The organism is Janthinobacterium sp. GW821-FHT03C10 (assembly GCF_059420865.1).
The window spans coordinates 193,216-212,263 of sequence record NZ_JBWKUN010000006.1; the positions used below are offsets into that span (position 1 = coordinate 193,216).

At 63.0% G+C, this 19,048-nt stretch carries 18 protein-coding genes and 1 pseudogene; 12 read left to right on the forward strand and 7 right to left on the reverse strand.

Annotated features, from left to right (window positions below):
• The 4 genes from AC07VH_RS20625 (at nucleotide 1) to AC07VH_RS20640 (ending at nucleotide 3,605) form a co-directional block, all read left to right on the forward strand.
• On the forward strand, nucleotides 1-621 hold the full coding sequence (locus AC07VH_RS20625; RefSeq protein ID WP_494787835.1) for a Maf family protein: 621 nt from the start codon (nucleotides 1-3) through the stop codon (nucleotides 619-621).
• Between the two features lie 43 nt (nucleotides 622-664).
• On the forward strand, nucleotides 665-2,128 hold the full coding sequence (gene rng, locus AC07VH_RS20630) for a ribonuclease G (RefSeq protein ID WP_034747098.1): 1,464 nt from the start codon (nucleotides 665-667) through the stop codon (nucleotides 2,126-2,128).
• A gap of 2 nt (nucleotides 2,129-2,130) precedes the next feature.
• Nucleotides 2,131-2,907, forward strand: coding sequence for an AraC family transcriptional regulator (locus AC07VH_RS20635; RefSeq protein ID WP_494787836.1), 777 nt, complete (start codon nucleotides 2,131-2,133; stop codon nucleotides 2,905-2,907).
• Nucleotides 2,908-2,981: 74 nt separating this feature from the next.
• Nucleotides 2,982-3,605 (forward strand): LysE family translocator, encoded by a 624-nt coding sequence (locus AC07VH_RS20640; protein ID WP_494787837.1) that lies wholly within the window; start codon nucleotides 2,982-2,984, stop codon nucleotides 3,603-3,605.
• Here the strand turns inward: AC07VH_RS20640 and AC07VH_RS20645 are convergent.
• The 3 genes from AC07VH_RS20645 to AC07VH_RS20655 all read right to left on the reverse strand — a co-directional run bounded on the left by AC07VH_RS20645 (nucleotide 3,581) and on the right by AC07VH_RS20655 (nucleotide 5,799).
• Nucleotides 3,581-4,120 carry a hypothetical protein gene (locus AC07VH_RS20645; protein ID WP_475416635.1) on the reverse strand — a complete coding sequence of 180 codons (540 nt, stop codon included), beginning with the start codon at nucleotides 4,118-4,120 and terminating at the stop codon, nucleotides 3,581-3,583. The two genes, AC07VH_RS20640 and AC07VH_RS20645, sit on opposite strands and share 25 nt — an antisense overlap.
• A 64-nt stretch (nucleotides 4,121-4,184) precedes the next feature.
• Nucleotides 4,185-4,664, reverse strand: coding sequence for a hypothetical protein (locus AC07VH_RS20650; RefSeq protein ID WP_494787838.1), 480 nt, complete (start codon nucleotides 4,662-4,664; stop codon nucleotides 4,185-4,187).
• Nucleotides 4,665-4,773: 109 nt separating this feature from the next.
• Nucleotides 4,774-5,799: a LacI family DNA-binding transcriptional regulator gene (locus tag AC07VH_RS20655; protein WP_494787839.1), complete on the reverse strand. Its 1,026-nt coding sequence runs from the start codon at nucleotides 5,797-5,799 to the stop codon at nucleotides 4,774-4,776.
• A gap of 206 nt (nucleotides 5,800-6,005) precedes the next feature.
• On the opposite strand from AC07VH_RS20655, the pseudogene AC07VH_RS20660 reads away from it, so the two are divergent.
• The 4 genes and pseudogenes from AC07VH_RS20660 to AC07VH_RS20675 form a co-directional block, all read left to right on the forward strand.
• Nucleotides 6,006-7,244 (forward strand): annotated as a pseudogene (locus AC07VH_RS20660) (malic enzyme-like NAD(P)-binding protein); the annotation flags it as partial.
• Nucleotides 7,245-7,497: 253 nt separating this feature from the next.
• Nucleotides 7,498-8,709: an O-antigen ligase family protein gene (locus tag AC07VH_RS20665; RefSeq protein WP_494787840.1), complete on the forward strand. Its 1,212-nt coding sequence runs from the start codon at nucleotides 7,498-7,500 to the stop codon at nucleotides 8,707-8,709.
• A gap of 51 nt (nucleotides 8,710-8,760) precedes the next feature.
• On the forward strand, nucleotides 8,761-10,494 hold the full coding sequence (msbA, locus tag AC07VH_RS20670) for a lipid A export permease/ATP-binding protein MsbA (RefSeq protein ID WP_475417440.1): 1,734 nt from the start codon (nucleotides 8,761-8,763) through the stop codon (nucleotides 10,492-10,494).
• Nucleotides 10,495-10,529: 35 nt separating this feature from the next.
• Nucleotides 10,530-11,630: a glycosyltransferase family 9 protein gene (locus AC07VH_RS20675; protein ID WP_494787841.1), complete on the forward strand. Its 1,101-nt coding sequence runs from the start codon at nucleotides 10,530-10,532 to the stop codon at nucleotides 11,628-11,630.
• A gap of 15 nt (nucleotides 11,631-11,645) precedes the next feature.
• Here AC07VH_RS20675 and AC07VH_RS20680 read toward each other — a convergent pair whose 3' ends face one another.
• The 4 genes from AC07VH_RS20680 to AC07VH_RS20695 all read right to left on the reverse strand — a co-directional run bounded on the left by AC07VH_RS20680 (nucleotide 11,646) and on the right by AC07VH_RS20695 (nucleotide 16,029).
• Nucleotides 11,646-12,257 carry a response regulator transcription factor gene (locus tag AC07VH_RS20680; RefSeq protein WP_475417438.1) on the reverse strand — a complete coding sequence of 204 codons (612 nt, stop codon included), beginning with the start codon at nucleotides 12,255-12,257 and terminating at the stop codon, nucleotides 11,646-11,648.
• Nucleotides 12,244-13,839 carry an ATP-binding protein gene (locus tag AC07VH_RS20685; RefSeq protein WP_494787842.1) on the reverse strand — a complete coding sequence of 532 codons (1,596 nt, stop codon included), beginning with the start codon at nucleotides 13,837-13,839 and terminating at the stop codon, nucleotides 12,244-12,246. Before AC07VH_RS20685 ends, AC07VH_RS20680 begins: the two co-directional genes overlap by 14 nt.
• 118 nt (nucleotides 13,840-13,957) lie before the next feature.
• Nucleotides 13,958-15,346, reverse strand: coding sequence for a sensor histidine kinase (locus AC07VH_RS20690; protein WP_475417436.1), 1,389 nt, complete (start codon nucleotides 15,344-15,346; stop codon nucleotides 13,958-13,960).
• Nucleotides 15,343-16,029, reverse strand: coding sequence for a response regulator (locus AC07VH_RS20695; protein WP_326456241.1), 687 nt, complete (start codon nucleotides 16,027-16,029; stop codon nucleotides 15,343-15,345). Before AC07VH_RS20695 ends, AC07VH_RS20690 begins: the two co-directional genes overlap by 4 nt.
• 157 nt (nucleotides 16,030-16,186) lie before the next feature.
• On the opposite strand from AC07VH_RS20695, the gene AC07VH_RS20700 reads away from it, so the two are divergent.
• From AC07VH_RS20700 to AC07VH_RS20715, 4 genes are all read left to right on the forward strand, one after another.
• Nucleotides 16,187-17,008, forward strand: a complete 822-nt coding sequence (locus AC07VH_RS20700; RefSeq protein WP_475417434.1) for a MipA/OmpV family protein — start codon at nucleotides 16,187-16,189, stop codon at nucleotides 17,006-17,008.
• 103 nt (nucleotides 17,009-17,111) lie between these two features.
• A complete protein-coding gene (locus tag AC07VH_RS20705) occupies nucleotides 17,112-17,651 on the forward strand; it encodes a universal stress protein (RefSeq protein ID WP_489629918.1) in 540 nt (179 codons plus the stop codon).
• Nucleotides 17,652-17,697: 46 nt separating this feature from the next.
• Nucleotides 17,698-18,693 carry a VirK/YbjX family protein gene (locus tag AC07VH_RS20710; RefSeq protein ID WP_494787843.1) on the forward strand — a complete coding sequence of 332 codons (996 nt, stop codon included), beginning with the start codon at nucleotides 17,698-17,700 and terminating at the stop codon, nucleotides 18,691-18,693.
• Between the two features lie 118 nt (nucleotides 18,694-18,811).
• Entirely contained in the window at nucleotides 18,812-19,042 is a 231-nt protein-coding gene (locus AC07VH_RS20715) for a DUF6139 family protein (RefSeq protein ID WP_131685369.1), read from the forward strand.
• Nucleotides 19,043-19,048 lie beyond the last annotated feature (6 nt).

Below are 19,048 nucleotides of genomic sequence, written 5' to 3' on the forward strand. Positions count from 1 at the left end.
ATGAAAACGGCTGATCACAAGATCTACCTCGCATCCAAAAGCCCGCGCCGGCGCGAACTGCTGCGCCAGATCGGCGTCGATTTCGAATTGCTGCTGCTGCGCAGCGACGGCCCGCGCGGCGCCGACGTCACCGAGGAAGTGCTTCCCGGCGAATCGGCGCTCGACTATGTCGCCCGCGTGTCGAATGAAAAAGCCGCCTTCGCCTGGGACCTGGTGCGCCGCCGCCACCTGACCCCGCGCCCCGTGCTGGCGGCCGACACCACCGTCACCATCGACGGCGTCATCCTCGGCAAGCCGGCCGACCGCCTTGAGGCCGTGGCCATGCTGCAGCAGCTGTCGGGCCGCACGCACGAGGTGCTGACCTCGATCGCCGTGCACTACAAGGATTTCGCCGAGCAGCGCACGCAAGTGTCGCAAGTGCGCTTCGGCGTGCTCTCGCCCGCCTCCATCGCCGCGTATTGCGCCACGCCGGAACCGTACGACAAGGCCGGCGGCTACGGCATCCAGGGCAGCGCCGCCCTGTTCGTCGAGCATATCGAAGGCAGCCATTCCGGCATCATGGGCCTGCCCCTGTACGAAACCGCACAGTTGCTACGGCTGGCAGGTTTGCCCCTGCCCTGATCCCGGGTATGATGTCATTCGTTGCCTCCACTCCCGCGCCCCCATGAACGAAGACATCCTGATCAATATCACGCCGCAAGAAACGCGCGTCGCCCTCATCCTGCAGGGCGCCGTGCAGGAATTGCACATCGAGCGCACGCTCACGCGCGGCCTGGCCGGCAATGTGTATTCCGGCAAAGTGGTGCGGGTGTTGCCGGGCATGCAGTCGGCCTTCATCGACATCGGCCTGGAGCGCGCCGCCTTCCTGCACGTGGCCGACATCTGGGAAGCGCGCGGCCACGACGGCCAGAACGCCACGCCGGCACCGATAGAAAAAATCCTCTTCGACGGCCAGGTACTGACGGTGCAGGTGATCAAGGACCCCATCGGCACCAAGGGCGCGCGGCTGTCGACGCAGATTTCCATCGCCGGGCGCATGCTGGTGTACCTGCCGCAAGACAAGCACATCGGCATCTCGCAGAAAATCGAAAAGGAAGCGGAGCGCGAACAGCTGCGCGTGCGCCTGCAAAGCCTGCTGCCGCCCGATGAAAAAGGCGGCTACATCGTGCGCACCATGGCCGAGGACGCGTCCGACGCTGACCTGAAGGCGGACGTCGACTACCTGAGAAAAACCTGGAGCACGATCACGCACGGCGCGCGCACGCGTCCCGCCACCAGCCTGCTGCACCAGGACTTGAGCCTGGCGCAGCGCGTGCTGCGCGACTTCGTCGGCGATGAAACGGCCACCATCCAGGTCGATTCGCGCGAAAACTATGTCAAGCTGCGCGAATTCGCGGAAATCTACACGCCCAGCGAACTGACGCGCTTGCAGCACTACACGGGCGAGCGCCCCCTGTTCGACCTGTACGGCGTGGAAGAAGAGATTTTGCGCGCGCTGGGCCGCCGCGTGGATTTGAAATCCGGCGGCTACCTGATCGTCGACCAGACGGAAGCGATGACCACCATCGACGTCAACACGGGCGGCTTTGTGGGCGGGCGCAACTTCGCCGACACGATCTTCAAGACCAATCTGGAAGCGGCGCACGCCATCGCGCGCCAGTTGCGCCTGCGCAACCTGGGCGGCATCATCATCCTCGACTTCATCGACATGGACAACGCCGAGCACCGCAACGCCGTGCTGGCCGAACTGAAACGCACCTTGTCGCGCGACCGCACCAAGGTTTCGGTGAGCAACTTCTCGCCGCTGGGCCTGGTGGAAATGACGCGCAAGCGCACGCGCGAATCGCTGGCGCACATCCTGTGCGAACCGTGCCCCGCCTGCGCCGGCAAGGGCCAGGTGAAAACCTCGCGCACGATCTGCTATGAAATCCTGCGCGAACTGCTGCGCGAAGCGAAACAGTTCAACCCGCGCGAATTCCGCATCCTCGCCTCGCAGGAAGTCGTCGATTTATTTTTAGAGGAAGAATCGCAGCACCTGGCCATGCTGGGCGACTTCATCGGCAAGAAAATCTCGCTGCAGGTGGAGAACGCCTACCACCAGGAGCAGTACGACGTCATCCTGATGTAGCCATGCCGGGCACCACTGCCTTCCGGCGCGACCCGGCCTTGCCCCACGTGGAGAGCCGGCGCGCCTGCCACAGCCGGGCCTGCTACAAGCCGCACAGCCATCCCACGTTTTCCATCGGCGCCGTCGATTCTGGCGGCAGCATCTTTACGGGCAGCAAAGACGGCAAGGTGGCCCTCGGCAATGGCAGCCTGGTGCTGGTGCCGGCCGGCTGCGTGCACGCCTGCAATCCCCTGCCTGACGCCGTCTGGAGCTACCAGATGCTGCATCTCGATGCGCAATGGCTGCAAGCCCACGCGCCGGCGCTCGATGGCGACACGGCGACGGTGTTGCACTGCCCGCTGCTGTACGCACAGTTTTGCGCCATGCATGCACTGCTGTTTTCAACGGCGAGCGCAGGTGAAAAAAATGCGGCGCTGCTGGCGTTCCTGGGCGCTTGCGCCAGCACCGAAGCAGACCTGCTGCCCTCGGAACGCAGGCCGGTGCCGCGGCAGCTGGCGCCCGTGCTCGCAACGCTGCAGGCGCAACCCTCGGCCAGCCTGCGGCAACTGGCGGAAGCGGCAGGCCTGAGCCCTTTTCAATTGATCCGCGCCTTTCGCGCCGCCACCGGCATGACGCCGCATGCCTACCAGCTGAACGCGCACGTCAACCGCGCGCGCAGCCGCTTGCAGGCGGGAACGTCGTTGGCGCAACTGGCGCATGAGCTGGGCTTTGCCGACCAGAGCCATCTGCAGCGCGTCTTCAAGGCGCATGCGGGCATCACGCCGGGTCGCTACCGCTAGCTGCAATTTTATTCAATACACATCGCCAGCACATCCGCATACTCGTCTTCCCATTGTTGACGGAGTCGCGCCTGATGCAGGATTTTCTATTGATCGCCGCCGCCCATTTCCTGGCCTTGCTGTCGCCCGGCCCAGACTTCTTCCTCGTGTCGCGCAGCGCGCTGGCTCACGGATGGCGCGGCGCCACTGCTGCTTGCGTGGGCATTACGCTGGCCAATGCCGTATTTATCGCGGCGGCGTTTGGAGGCCTATCGGTGCTGCGGACCGGCAGTATGGTGTTCATGGCGGTGCAGTTGGCAGGATGCGCCTATCTGCTTTACCTGGGCTGGCTGTTCTTGCGCCATGCGGGCAAGAGCAGCCTGGCAGCCACGCCGGCGGCAGCCAGGGAAAACTGGCGCGGCGGCGTTTTGATGGGATTCATGTCCGCCATCCTGAATCCGAAGAATGCGCTGTTCTACGTCAGCCTGGCCACCGTGCTGGCCGCCAGGCAGACGAGCCCCGCTGCGATGGTCGCGTATGGCGCGTGGATGATCTTTGCCGTGCTGGCATGGGATATGGCCGTGGCGCTGGCCATCGGCAGCACCGCCCTGCGGCAGCGCTTTGCGCGCGCGCTGCCGTTGCTGGAACGGCTATCGGGCGTGATGCTGATCGTGCTGGCGGTGGTGCTGCTGGTTCAGGCCGGCAGCGGGTCCAGGTAAAACACGGCATACACTTTCAGCGGCGACGTTTCCGTCGCTTTTTCCGAGCGCACGACGGCGCAGTCGTCGGCGGCCAGGCTGCGCCAGTTCTGGATGCCGGCCTTGGCGAACATGGCGTGCGCGGGGGCATTCGCGGCCAGGTCCAGCACCAGGCAGGCGTTGCGCGGGCCGGCGCCGTAGTTGACGGCGCGGATCTCGATGCCGAAGGTCGTCATCCACGGTTCCCACAAGCCTTTTTCCTTGCCGGCAGCCATGCGCTCGAGCATCTCGCCAAAGCTCAAGCCTTTCTTGACGGTATCGCGCAGTGCTTGCAACGACGGCGCCAGGCGAGGATCGGGCTGCTTGTTGCCGGCGCGAATCTCGGCGATCGCTTTCAATTCCTTGATGATGGCCGCATCGCGCTCCGTGTAGTCGCGCATGCGCGCGTAAAACTCGGCGTCCAGGAAGGGATTGACGGTCAGCTTGGCGACGCCCTCTTCGCGGCGTTTCGGGGAAGGCGTGTTGGTTTTGGTCATGGCGATAGAGGGCAAAATACGTTGAGGGGCGCCAGTTTAACATCATGGCGCGTCGGCGGCGGCGTTAGCGCCGCTTTAATGTTGCGCCTGGCGGGTGCGGGGCGGCCGCTGCGATGCGCGCGCCAGGCCGCATGAAGTCGCGCCGCGGCCCGAACAGAAAGACGGCGCCCGCATACAGTCCCGCCAAGGGGAAGCGCACCTCCCTGAGCAACTGGTGGAAAATGGCGATCGATTGCGCGCGGGTGACGGGAATCTCGGCGCGCCACTGGCACAGCACGTCATGCACGAGGCTGGCGTGATAGGTGGCGGGCAGGCCCAGGTGCTGCGCGCCATCGGGCGTCCCCACGTAAAACAGGCCGAGCACGCTGATACAGGGCGAACAGCCATCCCAGGCATAGCCGGCGCGGATGCGGATCGCCGATTCGCGGATAGTGACCCACTCGTTTTCAAACTCTATGCAGTCAAGCAAGGGTGAGCAATAGCCATAGTCGCTGCCCAGCGCATAGCGCCAGGCGTTGCCGGGCATGCCGAAATTCTTCGGCATCAGCGGCCTCCCTGCTGTGCTTGCTTTGCTCTCGTCTGCATGGTACGGCCTTGACAATTATCAATATCAAGATTTAAACATACTCGGACGAAAGAAGGGCAAGAAGGTGTCAGGCGCGCGGCGCGGCCGTCGATTCGCGCACCACCAGTTCGGGTTTCAGGCGCACGTCGAGCACCGGGGAATCGGGCGCGGCGATGGTTTGCAGGATCAGCCGGGCCGCTTCCGTGCCGATGCCGTGGTGGCGGATGCGGATGGTGGTCAGGGGCGGACGGATCATGTCCATATACGGCATGTCGTTGTGGCCCACCACGGAAATATCCGCGGGGCAGTTCAAGCCCAGTTCGCGGATGGCGTCGTAGCAGCCGAGGGCAACCAGGTCGCTGCCCGTCACCACGGCCGTCGTTTGCGGCGACTGACGCAGCAGTTCCAGCAGGGCCGCCTTGCCGCATTCGCGCGAATAGCCGCTGCTTTCAAAGACGAACGCCTGCGAGGGATCGAGTTCGCTGGCCTGGATGGCGGCCAGGAAACCGAGGCGGCGCACGTGGCCCGTGGACAGGTTTTCCGGACCGGCGATGTGCGCGATATGGCGGTGGCCCAGCGCCAGCAGGTGTTCCACGGCCAGGCGCATGCCGACCACGTCGTCGCTGACGACGCAGGAAGCGACGCCCGTCTCGTCGCTGCGATTGACGGTAACCACCGGCACGTTCTGGTCGATGCACATCTTGATGACGGGATCGTCGCGCCGTGCGGTAGCCAAAATCAGGCCATCGACCTGCTGCCCCAGCAGGCGGTTGATGACGAACAGCTGCTCTTCCTCGTCGGCGCCCACGTTGGCGACGATGGCCAGGTAGCCATGCTTGCGCAAGCCTTCTTCGATGCCCAGCAAAATCGGCGGGAAAACAGCATTGGTGATGTCGGGCAAGACCACGCCGATGATGCGCGACTTGCGCGTGACCAGGGTGGAAGCGGCGCGGTTGGGGCGGTAGCCGAGGCGGCCCGCTTCGGCCAGCACGCGCGCGGCCACCTCGGCGCTGACCATTTGCCGCGTTGCCGGGTTCATCACGCGCGACACGGTGGAAAAGTGCACGCCGCTGGCCCGCGCGACGTCGCTTAAGGTGGGGTTCTTGTTTGTCATGGGCTTCCCGGATCGCAATACCGTGATTTTATCGCAAAAATTCCCCTTTTCGTCAAAAACCGAGCAAACGCTTGCATTGAAATAAAGCCGTTGTCCAAAGCGGTTTTGAGACTCTTAAGTACATTCCAGCCTTGACAGCGTGCAAACGCTTGCATACCATGGCTCGGACTTACCACTCGGGCCTGGTTGCCCTTCCCAGAATTCCTATGTCTACTTCCCACAGCAAGCACGCCGAACAGAACGGCGAAACCTTCAACCTGAAAGAAGCCGCCCTCGCCTATCACGCACAGCCCCGTGCAGGCAAGATTTCCGTCACGCCAACCAAACCGCTGGGCGATGCCCGCGCCCTGACCCTGGCGTATTCGCCGGGCGTGGCCTTCGCCTGCGAAGCCATCGTGGAAGATCCGCGCACGGCCGGCACCTACACGTCGCGCAGCAACCTGGTGGCCGTGATCACCAACGGCACCGCCGTGCTGGGCCTGGGCGATATCGGCCCGCTGGCCAGCAAACCGGTGATGGAAGGCAAGGCTTGCCTGTTCAAGCAGTTCGCCGACGTCGATGTGTTCGACATCGAACTGGCCGAGAACGATCCCGACCTGTTCATCGACACCGTGGTGCGCATGGAGCCGACCTTCGGCGGCATCAACCTGGAAGACATCAAGGCGCCCGACTGCTTCTACATCGAACAGCAATTGCGCAAGCGCATGAACATTCCCGTCTTCCACGACGATCAGCACGGCACGGCCATCATCGTCGCGGCCGGCATCCTGAACGGCCTGGAACTGGTGGGCAAGGATATCGGCAACGTCAAGGTGGCCGTCTCGGGCGCCGGCGCGGCATCGATCGCCTGCCTGGACCTGCTCGTCTCGCTGGGCCTGAACAAGTCGCTGCTGAAGGTCTGCGACAGCCAGGGCGTGATCTACCCGGGCCGCGATGCCAGCATGGAAGAGAACAAGGCGCGCTACGCGAACGATACGAGCGACCGCGACCTGGCCGACGCCATGGTCGGCGCCGACATCTTCATCGGCGTCTCGAAGGGCGGCGTGGTGAGCGCGCAGATGGTCGAATCGATGGCCGCCAAGCCTTTGATCTTCGCCCTGGCCAATCCGCATCCGGAAATCGCCCCGGAAAAAGTGCATGCCGTGCGCGACGACGCCATCGTCGCCACGGGCCGCTCGGACTACCCGAACCAGATCAACAACGTGCTGTGCTTCCCGTACATCTTCCGCGGCGCGCTCGACGTGGGCGCCACCACCATCAACGAAGAAATGAAGCTGGCCTGCGTGCGCGCCATCGCCGCACTGGCCAAAGAACCGCTGCCAGGCCACGAAAGCAGCGCGCTGACGCCGCTGCAACTGATTCCGTCGCCATTCGACGAGCGCCTGCGCAGCTGGGTCGCGCCTGCCGTGTCGCAAGCGGCGATTGCCACCGGCGTGGCCACGCGCGTGCCGGCCATCGCCTGATACGCATGACAGGCCTTGCGGCCTTGGCAAATTAACGGCAAGTTACCATTGCTTACAAAAAAACCATGGCTGAAAACCATGGTTTTTTTCATTCTTCCCCTTGAGACCGCTCATATAGTTATCGAAGAGTAAATTCTCCGTCAGCGTTTTTGCAAGCACCTTCGATTACAATGACGCCTACTTTATGTTGCTACAGTTGCCATCATGGCGACGACGTGCGTTACCAAGGATATTCATGCTCGGCCTGACCTCTGTTTGTGTTTTTCTCTTTTCGGCATTGGCGCTGGCTGTCAACAGTGGTTACTCCCTTGGCGCACTGGTTCTGCTATTGGCCAGCGGCTCCTTATTGTGGAGACGTGCCAGCCTGGCTCTACAGCGTCAGGACTATCTGCTGATCGGTGTCCTACTGGCGTATTTCCTGATCTTTACCGCCAATATGCTGTACCACGGCGATCCTCCGCGCGAATTCGACATGCCCCTACGCGCCCTGCTGGCGATCCCGGTGCTGCTGTTGCTGCTGGCTTACCCACCACGGCCGATGTTCTGGTGGGCCGGCTTGTCCGTCGGCGCTATTGCCGGCGCAGCGTATGCCTTGATGCAATTTGTTCCTGACAGCCTGATTCGTCCGCAAGCGGCCACCAGCAACCCTATTCATTATGGCAATGTCAGCATGCTACTGGGCATACTGGCGCTCTGCGGACTCGACTGGGCGCGCACGCAGGCGCACCGTTATGCCTGGAGTGGCCTGTTGCTGACGGGATGCCTTGCCGGCATCGTCGGTTCAGTCATCAGTGGTAGCCGCGGAGGCTGGCTGGCTTTGCCCGTCTGCCTCATCATCATGGCGATACATCACGCCAAAAACCACGGCCGCCGCCATTTGGCCGTCACCCTGTCGCTACTGTTTGTCCTCGTGAGCCTGGCCTATGCCATTCCGCATTCGCCGGTACAGCAGCGTGTGGCCACGGTCATCTCCGAATTGCAAAAATACAAGAATGACGGAGATGTCAGCACTTCAGTTGGCCAGCGGCTGGTGATGTGGGATACCGCGACAGAGCTCGTAAAAGAGCATCCATGGCTGGGCATGGGCCGTTCCGGCTATCTGCAACAGAAAAAAATAATGCTGGCGGAAGGGAAAATTAGCAAACTCGTCAGTGACTATACGAATGCTCATAGCGATTACCTGGATGTACTGGTCAAGCGCGGCATCACTGGCGTGCTGGCACTGCTGGCTCTGCTCCTGCTGCCCTTGGCCCTGTTTGCACGCACATCGCACCGCGGTCCTGCCGGCGCCAGGCCGTTTGCTCTGGCAGGCATGCTACTGTGCACTTGCTATATGATTTTTGGCCTGACAACGAGTTCGCTCACCCTGAATATCGGCATCATCATGCTGGTCTTCCCGATGGTGATACTGTGGGCCCTGTTGCGCCAGCAAGAGCGTATCGCTTGAGCTCGTCTTCCGCCTGACCGTTTTTGCTGTCCCCTGCAAGGAACCATACCGATGCTCACGCCCGACCTGAAGCGCCTCACCGCGCTGCATGCGCCCTACAAGAAACACCTGGCCCTGGCCCTGCTGGCGATGGTCGTCACGGCGGGCACGGAACCGCTGCTGCCATATGCGCTCAAGTTACTGCTCGACAATGGCTTCGGCGGCAAGGTCGCATTTTCCTACTGGCTGGTGCCGCTGATCGTCATCGGCATCTTTGCCATCCGCGGCGCCTCGACGTTTGCCAGCAGTTACCTGATGAGCTATGTCTCCACGCGCATCCTCAACGAATTGCGGCGCCGGATGTTTGCCAGCATGCTCAACCTGCCCATCGACTTCTACAACACACACACGGTGGGCAAGGTCATCAACTCCATCATGTTCGAAGTGCAGCAGATCATCGAGATGGTGACCAAGGTGTTTACTTCGATCGTGCGCTCCTCGCTGACCGTGCTGGGCTTGCTGGCCTGGCTGCTGTACCTGAACTGGGCACTGACCCTGGTCACCCTGGTGCTGCTGCCCGTGCTGACCATCGTCGTGCGCACCACGGGCAAGCGCCTGAAAAAACTCAACCGCGACTCGCTGGCCGTCAACGCCGAACTGACCCAGGTCATCGAGGAAACCACGCGCGCCCAGCAGGTGATCAAGATCTTCGGCGGACAGCAGTACGAGAAGGCGCGGTTCGAAGAGCGCGCCGAGCAATTGCGCCGCTACAGCATGCGCATGACCACCACCTTTTCCGCCACCGTGCCCATCACGCAGGTGATCACCGCCGCCGCTGTGGCCCTGGTCATCGTGATGGCCCTGTTCCAGTCGGAGCAGGGGCAAATCACGGTGGGCGGCTTCGTTTCCTTCATCACGGCCATGCTGATGCTGCTGACGCCCCTGAAACAACTGGCTGAAGTCAACGGCCCCCTGCAGCGCGGGATGGCCGCCGCCGAAGAGGTCTTTTTACTGATCGACAAGACGCCGGAACGTACGGGCGGCAAGCCGCTGGCGGGCCGCAGCAAAGGCCGCATCGAATTCAAGGATGTCAGCTTTGCCTACCCCGGGCACCAGGAACTGGCCCTGCAGCACATCGATCTGCGCATCGCGCCAGGCCAAACGGTCGCCTTTGTCGGCATGTCCGGCGGCGGCAAGTCCACCCTGGTCAGCCTGCTGCCCGGCTTTTATTCGGTCAGCAGCGGTGAAATCTTGCTCGATGGGCAGAATATTGACGACATCGCCCTGACCAGCCTGCGCAGCCAGATCGCCATGGTCAGCCAGCAGGTGGTGTTGTTCGACGATACCCTGGCCGCCAACATCGCGTATGGCGATGCGGCCCCGGACCGGCAGCGCGTCGAGGCGGCCGCGGCGGCCGCCTTCCTGTCGGACGTCATCGACGGCTTGCCCGACGGCCTGGAAACGCGCCTGGGCGACAACGGCTCGCGCCTGTCCGGCGGCCAGCGCCAGCGCGTGGCCATCGCCCGCGCGATCTACAAGGATGCGCCCATCCTGATCCTCGATGAAGCCACCTCGGCACTGGACACGGAGGCGGAGCGGGCCGTGCAAGCGGCGCTGGAGCACCTGATGCAAGGCAGAACGACATTAGTTATTGCTCATCGACTATCAACAATTGAACGTGCGGACCGTATCGTGGTATTGTCGCATGGGAAAATAATGGAAACCGGCAGTCACCAGCAATTATTGGATGCCGACGGCGCGTATGCCAACCTACATCGCCTGCAATTTTCCCAACAAGTGGTATGACGCCATCGAATGAATACCTGAAATCGCACTGATACATGACGCCTTTGATTCCCGCCGAACTTCTGCAAAAGTCGGAAAAAATTCTGTTCATCGCCCATCTGGCGCTGGGAGACTTTACCTACCTGCAAAACGGTTTCCGCGCCTTTGCCGCGGCCTACCCCCATCTCCAGATCCACCTGTGGGTCGACGAAGTACGACGCACGTCCGACGCCAAACAATGGGAAAGCTTGCGCACCTATTCGCTGTACGACTGGGTAGAACAGTCGGGCTTGTTTTTCAAGGTTTACCGCAAGACCTACAGCCCGGCGCTATACGAAGAGTCACTGCGCGAGGCGAAGGCGGAACACTATCCTGTCGTCGTGTCGCTGGCCCACGTACGGCCACAACAATATGCGGACCTTGCCCGAGCGATCAGCCCGCAGGGGCTGGTGATCGGCACGCGCAAGCCGTTCAGCCCGCTACGCCCCTGGCATTACCTGGCCTACCGCAAGATCGATGCCGTGCTGGCCTCGTATGCGGGACAGGATGCCGGCGAACACCATATCAGCAGCGTGTATGCGGACTGGTTCCATCAATTGACGGGACTCGATATTCCCGTGGCCGAACGCTACCCCTTCGTGCACATTCCCGAACACGCATTGCAGCAGGCGCAGGAGCAACTGGCTGCCTGGGGCTTTGCCCCGCGCCAGGGTCCGCTCGTGCTATTGAATCCATTTGCCAAGTCGCACAAGCGCGGCTGGCCGCTGGAACGCATTGCCGAGCTGATCGCGCGCATGCAGGCGATGCCGAAATGGCAGCATGCCTGCTTCCTGATCAATGCCATGCCGCAGGAACTGGCCAGGGTGGATGCCGTCGTGCGGGCGCACAACTTGCCGCGCACGCAAGCCTTCAGTGCCGTCGACAACTTTTTCCAGTTGCCGGCCATGCTGGCGCAATGCGACCTGATTATTTCAGTGGAAACATCGATCATGCATCTGGCGAACGCCGTGCATGTGCCTGTGGTGGCATTGATGCGCAAGAAAAATCCCGAATGGGCACCCTTCGACAGCGCCAACAGCACCGTCATCACGGTGGCGCGGCGCAGCGACTGGGTCAAGGCGATTTCAAGCGATCAGGTACTGAAGGCCATCGCCTAGAGGGCTCTGCTGCGGCTAGCCGGTGCCCAGCATGCTGATGCGCACCAGGTCGGCCACATTATCGACACCCAGCTTGTCCATCAGGCGCGCCTTGTGCACTTCCACGGTGCGCACGGAAATACCCAGCGCCGGGGCGATGTCGCGGTTGTGCTGGCCCGTCACCACCAGATGCATCACTTCGCGCTCGCGCGGCGTCAGGGCGCGCAGCAAGGCCAGCCCTTCCACCTGGCGCTGCAACTGGCCGCGCGCATGCGCCTCGCGCGAAAACGCTTCATCGATGGCGGCCAGCAGCTTGTCGTGGTCAAATGGTTTTTCCAGGAAATCGCTGGCCTGCGCCTTGAATGCCTGGCGTGCCAGCGCCACGTCGCCGTGCCCCGTGATGATGATGATGGGCAGCATGCAGTTGAGCTCCAGCAGGCGGCGCTGCAGGCTCAGGCCATCCATGCCCGACATGCGGATATCGATCAGCAGACAACCGGCCCACTCGGGCCGCCAGCTGTGCAGGAAATCCTCGCCGCAGGAAAACAGCGCCGTGCGGTAGCCGCGTATGCCCAACAGCAAACCCAGCGCATCGCGCACGGCGGGATCGTCGTCCACGATAAACACCGTCAAATTACTTGTCACCATACTCTCCCTTGGCGGCTGCACCGGCGTGCGCCAGGGGCAGGATAAAACGAAAAATACCATGCTTGCCCACTTCGGCCCATAGCTGGCCGCCATGCGCTTCGACGATGCTGCGGCTGAGCACGAGCCCCAGCCCCAGGCCGCTGGCCTTGGTCGAGACGAACGGTTCGAACAGGCGTGCGGCCAGGCTATTGGAAATACCGGGCCCGCTGTCTTCCACGGACAGGCGCAGCCGGCCGCCCTCGAGCGGCTCGGCCGACACCGTGATGCGGCGCTGGCCGTGCGGCTGGCCCATCACCGCATCCTGTGCATTGGCCAGCAAGTTACGCAGCACCAGCTCGATTTGCAGGCGGTCCGCGTTGACGGCCAGCGGCGACGGCGGCGCCAGCACCAGCTCGATGCCATGCTCATGGAACAGCGGCGTGAACTGGCGCGCCAAGCCCGCGATCAAGGCGCTCGCCTGCACCGCCTCGAGCTGCATCGCGCCGGTACGAAAAAAATCGCGCAGGCGGCGCACCACGTCCGCGGCGCGTCCCGATTCAACGATCATGTGCCCGATGGCGCCCCGCAGCAAGGCGCCGTTCTCGCCCCGTTCCAGCAGGTATTCGCACGCCTTGCCATAGGTCGACAAGGCCGTCAGCGGCTGGTTCAGCTCATGCGCCAGGGCAGCCGCCATTTCGCCGGCGGCCGCCAGGCGCATCGTGTGCTTCAGTTCGTCGGCCACCTGGCGCATTTCATCGACGACGATACCGATAAAAAAGCCCACCAGCGCCAGCACGGCGTCGAGCAATTGCAATTCATAAAACTGGATATCGACCGCATGCGTCCATTTCACCAGGGTGATGATGCATAGCTGCAATACAAATACGGCCAGCACAGCGCCATGCAAGCCCTGGCGCGAGGCGGCCCAGATTACGGGGAGAAACAGGAAATAGAAATGCTTGTATTCCGAACGCACGATGGAACCGAAGAGGCTCCACAACACGAAACTGGCCAGCGCCAGGTAAGCCAAGGTTTCCCAGCGCCAGACGGCGGCCCGCAGGCGCTCACGCCCGCGCTCGCTGAACAACACCCAGATCAGCGGCATCGACACCAGCATGCCGACCGTGTCGCCGATGCCGAAACGCCAGACTGCCGTGCCCCATTCGCTGGCCGGGATGCGCCCCGTCAGCGACAGCAAGGAAATATAGCCGAGCGCATTGAGCACGGTGCCAAGCAGCACGATGAGGACCCAGGCGCTCAGGCGGCGCCGGTTGTCGAAGATGTCGCTGCTGCTGAAACTGCGGCGCAAGACGGCGCCGATGCCGCCATAGCCGAGCACCAGCCACGCCGAACAGAGCAAGGTCAGGGGCAGGCCTGCCGGCATGCCGCGCACCAGCACCTCGCCGGCCACCAGGGCGATGAACCATGGCAGCGCCGCCTTGCGTCCATGGATCAGCCAAAATACCAGGCCCAGCGCGGGATCGGGGTTCCAGGGGGTGATGTTCAGCCCGTACATCGGGTCGATATAGGTCGCCCAGTCAAACAGCAGGTACAGGCCGACAAAGGCGGGGTACGGCAGGTAGCGGGACAGGAATGGGCGCATAACGGTGTTTTTTAACTGTCTTGCATTATGCATCGCAAGCGTGCGCCACGCCATGCCATCTTGCGTTATAGGCACATGAAATAATCTTCATGCAATATCGCAAGACACGCCAGCGCGGTCAGGCCTCGGCCAACGGCAAGCGCACCTCCACCAGCAAGCCCAGGCCGCCATTACCGCTGTGCAACTGAATCGTGCCGCCGTGCTGACGCACGACGGAAGCGACGATGGACAAGCCCAGGCCGCTGCCTGGCTGCGCCTGCTGCGGCGCGCGGAAAAAGCGGTCGAACACGCGTTCATACAGCGCCGGCGCGATGCCCGGTCCCTGATCGGCCACGTGCAGCACGGCCTGGCCCCGCTCCGCATGCAGCGACACCGTCACGCTGCTGCCGCGCGGACTGTACTTGATGGCGTTCTCCACCAGGTTGTCGATCAGCGAGACCAGGCTCTCGCGCTGTCCGGGTACGCTGAGCGAGACGCCGGCTTGCAATTCAAGCTCGATATCGCCCGCCTGCGCCAGGCCGGACAGGGCCGCCAGACGGTCTTGCAGCAAGATATCGAGCGCCTGCCGCCGCGGCAACTCGCCCCCGCCCGCCTGCACTTCGCTGCGCGTCAGTTGCAGCAGCTGGCCCACCAGGCGCGCGGCCCGTTTGCCGCTGTTCAAGATACCGTCCAGTAGCTCTTGCTGACGCGCATCATGCGTCTGCCCCTGCAAGGCCTCGACATTCACGCGCATGGCCGCCAGCGGCGTGCGCAGCTCATGCGTGGCATCGGCGATGAAGCTGCGCTCGCGCGCGGCGCTGGCATCGACCCGCTGCAACAGGGCGTTGATATTGTCGACCAGCGCCGCCAGTTCGCCATGCGGCGGCTTGAACGCCAGCGGACGCAAATCCTGTGGCCCGCGCGCCGCCACCTCCTGCGCCACCTTGCGCCAAGGGCGCATGGCAAGGCGGATCGACAGCCAGGCCGGCACCAGCAGGAAAGGCAGGCTGATCAGCAGCGGCAGCAGGTAGTAACCGCGTGAATTGATCGTGATGAAAAATTGCCAGGCGCCTCCCGCTTCCAGCACCGTCACGCGCGTGCCGCCCTCGGTCAGGCTGCGGCTGCGCCAGGCCTGGCCCTTGATGTACACCACTTCCATCTGCTCCGGGCCGGCGCTGCGGATACCGCTGGGCGCATCGGGCGACTTGTAGACCAGTTTGCCCTCGCGCCAGACCAGGATGCGCGGCGCCAGCTCCGGCACCTGGCCCATTTCAAATTCCTCGCGCAAGGCTTCATCGATGGCGCGCAAGCTTTGTTGCTGGCGCTGCGGCTGCTCGGCCAGATTATCTGCCACGCTGACAATGGCGTGCAGCACGCCGCGGGTCACATTGCTCGCTTCGCCAGCTCCCTCGACCAGCACATACGCCACGGCCAGGCTCCACAGGACGGTCAGCATCAGCATTTGCGCCATCATCAGGCGGCGCACCAGGGTAGGCCGGCGCAGCATGGCCCAGAAACGCCCCATCATGCGCCGCTGCCCGGCGGGGTGGATGTCTCGCCCTGCTGGTCGATCACATAGCCGACGCCGCGCACGGTGCGGATATAGCCTTCGCCTATCTTGCGGCGCAGGTTGCCCATATGCACATCCAGGGTATTGCTGGCATTGGCCAGTCCGCCGGGCAGGATGTGTTCTTCCAGCACGCGGCGCGTGATGACCCGGTTGGCGCGCATCAGCAAGGTCTTCAGCAGGGCATATTCACTGGCGGTGAGCTCCACGGGCCGGCCATGCACGCTGACACGCCGCGTGGGCACCTGCAGCAGCAGGCCGCGCAATTCGATCGTATCGCCATCGAAGCCATAGCTGCGGCGTGCCAGGGCGCGCACGCGCGACAGCAGCTCGGCCAGCACGAAGGGCTTCACCAGGTAATCGTCGGCGCCCCCATCGAGACCCCGCAAGCGCTGTTCCAGCGTATCGCGGGCACTGAGGATCAGCACCGGCAGGCGCGCCGCGCGCAGCCGGGCCAGCAAATCGAGGCCATCGCCATCGGGCAAGCCCAGGTCCAGCAGCACCAGTTCGCAGCTGTCGTGCTCGATGCTGCGCGCCGCATCCTCCAGGCTGCGCACCCAGACCACTTGCATGCCCTGGTCGCGCAAGGCAATCCGCACGCCATTGCCCAGGTCCATATCGTCTTCAATCAGCAGTATCTTCATGGTGAGCATTAAACCACCGCAAGCTGAAGAATGGGTAAAGAAGCGCTCTTCATGCAATCTTAATAAAAGGCTCATTTTTCCTTCATGGCAAGGATCGATACTGTCGGCAGTCAATCGAGCCACTCCGGACTCGGTTCTCCACCTGACGGAAACCTCCATGCACGCACCCACAACCCTGCTGACCTCGCTGGCACTCGCCAGCGGCATGATCCTCAACCCGCTGGCCGCCGCGGCGGCCGAACCGCCGGCGGAAAATGTCTTCACCATCGGCGGCGGCGTCGCCGCCGTGTCCAGCTATTCCGGCGCCGACAAGCTGTCGGCCTCGCCGTTGATCATCCTCGATTACGCCATGACCAATGGCCTGTTCTTCAGCACGTCGCGCGGCATCGGCTATGGCGGCCAGGCCGGCCCCTTCAGCTACAGCGCCGCGCTGGGCTACCGCGGCAATCGCGAAGACCACAAGCGCACGGGCGCCAACGGCTGGGGCGGCAGCGATTACCTGAAGGGCATGGGCGAAGTCAAGGGCAACGCCAGCGCCCTGCTCAGCGCCGGCTATTCGCCCTTCCCAGGCCTGTCGCTGAGCGTCTCGAGCGACATTCCCCTGTCGAACCGCGAAAATGGCGCGAATGTGCATTTCGGCGCCACAGGCCAGATCTACGGCCGGGCCGATGCCAAGGGCATGCAGAAGGACAGCGTGAGCATCGGCGGCCAGCTGGGCTGGGGCGAGCGCAAGTATGTACAGACCATGTATGGGGTGACGGCCACCCAGGCCGCGAATACCTCGTTCAAGCAATACACGCCCAAGGGCGGTTTCTATGAAGCGCAAGCCACCGTCAACTGGGAACACCGCTTCGATGCGCGCTGGGGCATCAACACGCTGGTCGGCGTCGAGAGCCGTCTGGGCGACGCGGCCAAGAGTCCCATCGTGCAGCGCAAGACCTCGCCGATCGGCGCCGTGTATGTCACTTACCGCTATTAAAAACACGCGGCCATAAGGGAAACCCGTACGCTGTTTCGCCAATTTACAGGGGGTACGGGCATGGATAAGATGATGTGGTTTTTCCACCACGGCCATCTTTTCCATGCATGCACCGCGCCTTGCCCCGCAACGCCACCGCGCCCCGGACAGCGCCGCCGGCATCTGCGGCAAGCCGGGCCAGGATACCTTGCTGCTGCTCTTGCCCGTCAAGCGCGCCAGCGACATCATCTACGGTGCGCGCTACGCCAGACGCCTGCAGGAATGGGGCATCAACGTCTGCGTCAGCCTGTTGCACGTGACACCGGCGCCGCGCCGCAGTGCCGATGGCGTGCCCCGGCACTGCGCCAGCGAATGCGATGCCCTTGACCCGGCCACGCAGCACATGATGCACGAGGCGGGACTCTACCTGAGCCGTTCTCATATCGATTTCAGCACCCACATTTTCGCCGGCGAGCCGCTGTTCACGATCCTCGATACGGCTGAGCTGCTGGGTTGCCACGAAGTGGTCTTGCCAGCGCAGCGGCACGGCGCCTGGCCGCGGCGTTTTTCGGGCGGCCTGGCCGGCAAGCTGGCGCGTGGCAGCCGCGGCACCACCATCCTGCTGGCAAACCACGAGGGCGTCAGCAGCCCGGTACCCGTCTGAGCCGAAACGGCTTCGACGCTCCCTCTTTATCATGGACATGCGCACGATGATGCCAACTATTACCCTGTCTGACGGCTTGATGGCGATGCCGAACGGCATGCGCCGTTGGCGCGAACTGTTCAAGCTGCATCTGCGCGCCCGCGTGCAACAACGCCAAACCCGACTATGGCTACAACTGCTGAATTCGCATCCGGTGTTTCATGATCTGGTCCACGCCTATCCGCACATGATCCACAAGGTCTACCGGCCTTACCTGAGCCTGACCTTGAATTGCCACCAGCGCGTGGCATTGCTGGCCGAGCACTACCACTTCATCTTGCAGCAAGGCTGGGGCAAGCTGATGGCTCAAGCGGCCCATGGCCCCGTGCGCCTGGGCACGGTGGCGGGCAAGTCGGGCGCGCCCTATCACCTGCAGCTGTGTTCGCTGCACCCGATGGACCGCGAAGGCGAGATGGTGCTGCAACTGATGCATGACGACGACGTGCTCTATTCGATCGCCTTTTCCTTCTTCGGCAGCCAGCTGCGCGCCACCCTGGCCATGCGCATCGGCTGCCTGCAAGGCCCGAAGGGCCAGGAAAGCGCGCACCGCGTGCGCGAGGCAACGCGCGACTTGCACGGCATGCGTCCGAAGACCCTGATGGTACGCCTGGTGCGCCAGCTGGGGTATGAACACGGCTGCGGCAAGATGCTTCTTGTCGGCAATATCAACCGTGCCGTGCACCACTCCGCGAAGAAAGGCCGTTTGTTCGCCGACTACAATGCAATATGGCAAGAATTGGGTGCGCACATGCGCCAGGATGGCGATTTCGAGCTAAGGTGCGAAAACCTGCCCTTGCCGGCACTGGAAGAAATCCCTTCCAAGAAACGCTCGGAAGCCCGCAAGCGCCATGAACTGACACTGGCCATGATCGGCAGCCTGCGTAACGGCCTCGACGCGCATCGCAGCCCCCTGCAAGCCGCCACGGCAAACGCTGCGGCCGCCGGCGAGGTACGTCAATCGGCCATACTCGATGACGACGACTACGCTTCCGCCATCGCCTGAGCGCTCCTCCCTCTTGCGACACACGCTACAACGCGTGCATGGCACAATCCTGTTACGCTAGCGCTATCGGCATGCACTGCGGTGCGCCGGTTCCCCCAACGTTTACTAGGAGGCATTCATGCGCGTAGACATCTACCGCCGGGCCGAACACGACGGCATTTTTTCCTACCTCGCCGTGCCGGAAGGAAAGCTTATTCCGGAAGAAGTGACCAATACCGACTGGCAACTCGAAGTACGCGCCAGCGAAGTGGCCGACGATGCCGAGATCTTGCCCGACTACCATATCGAACAGCCGCACCAGCAGATCGCCGCCAAGGGCTATGCGATCACGGGCCTGAAAGACATGTAAACGTAA

What these genes read in the sequence shown, in the direction of transcription:
- AC07VH_RS20625 (WP_494787835.1), top strand. Translation starts at nt 1, where the DNA reads ATGAAAACGGCTGATCACAAGATCTACCTCGCATCCAAAAGCCCGCGC.
- rng (WP_034747098.1), top strand. Translation starts at nt 665, where the DNA reads ATGAACGAAGACATCCTGATCAATATCACGCCGCAAGAAACGCGCGTC.
- AC07VH_RS20635 (WP_494787836.1), top strand. Translation starts at nt 2,131, where the DNA reads ATGCCGGGCACCACTGCCTTCCGGCGCGACCCGGCCTTGCCCCACGTG.
- AC07VH_RS20640 (WP_494787837.1), top strand. Translation starts at nt 2,982, where the DNA reads ATGCAGGATTTTCTATTGATCGCCGCCGCCCATTTCCTGGCCTTGCTG.
- AC07VH_RS20645 (WP_475416635.1), bottom strand. Translation starts at nt 4,120, where the DNA reads ATGACCAAAACCAACACGCCTTCCCCGAAACGCCGCGAAGAGGGCGTC.
- AC07VH_RS20650 (WP_494787838.1), bottom strand. Translation starts at nt 4,664, where the DNA reads ATGCCGAAGAATTTCGGCATGCCCGGCAACGCCTGGCGCTATGCGCTG.
- AC07VH_RS20655 (WP_494787839.1), bottom strand. Translation starts at nt 5,799, where the DNA reads ATGACAAACAAGAACCCCACCTTAAGCGACGTCGCGCGGGCCAGCGGC.
- AC07VH_RS20665 (WP_494787840.1), top strand. Translation starts at nt 7,498, where the DNA reads ATGCTCGGCCTGACCTCTGTTTGTGTTTTTCTCTTTTCGGCATTGGCG.
- msbA (WP_475417440.1), top strand. Translation starts at nt 8,761, where the DNA reads ATGCTCACGCCCGACCTGAAGCGCCTCACCGCGCTGCATGCGCCCTAC.
- AC07VH_RS20675 (WP_494787841.1), top strand. Translation starts at nt 10,530, where the DNA reads ATGACGCCTTTGATTCCCGCCGAACTTCTGCAAAAGTCGGAAAAAATT.
- AC07VH_RS20680 (WP_475417438.1), bottom strand. Translation starts at nt 12,257, where the DNA reads ATGGTGACAAGTAATTTGACGGTGTTTATCGTGGACGACGATCCCGCC.
- AC07VH_RS20685 (WP_494787842.1), bottom strand. Translation starts at nt 13,839, where the DNA reads ATGCGCCCATTCCTGTCCCGCTACCTGCCGTACCCCGCCTTTGTCGGC.
- AC07VH_RS20690 (WP_475417436.1), bottom strand. Translation starts at nt 15,346, where the DNA reads ATGATGGGGCGTTTCTGGGCCATGCTGCGCCGGCCTACCCTGGTGCGC.
- AC07VH_RS20695 (WP_326456241.1), bottom strand. Translation starts at nt 16,029, where the DNA reads ATGAAGATACTGCTGATTGAAGACGATATGGACCTGGGCAATGGCGTG.
- AC07VH_RS20700 (WP_475417434.1), top strand. Translation starts at nt 16,187, where the DNA reads ATGCACGCACCCACAACCCTGCTGACCTCGCTGGCACTCGCCAGCGGC.
- AC07VH_RS20705 (WP_489629918.1), top strand. Translation starts at nt 17,112, where the DNA reads ATGCATGCACCGCGCCTTGCCCCGCAACGCCACCGCGCCCCGGACAGC.
- AC07VH_RS20710 (WP_494787843.1), top strand. Translation starts at nt 17,698, where the DNA reads ATGATGCCAACTATTACCCTGTCTGACGGCTTGATGGCGATGCCGAAC.
- AC07VH_RS20715 (WP_131685369.1), top strand. Translation starts at nt 18,812, where the DNA reads ATGCGCGTAGACATCTACCGCCGGGCCGAACACGACGGCATTTTTTCC.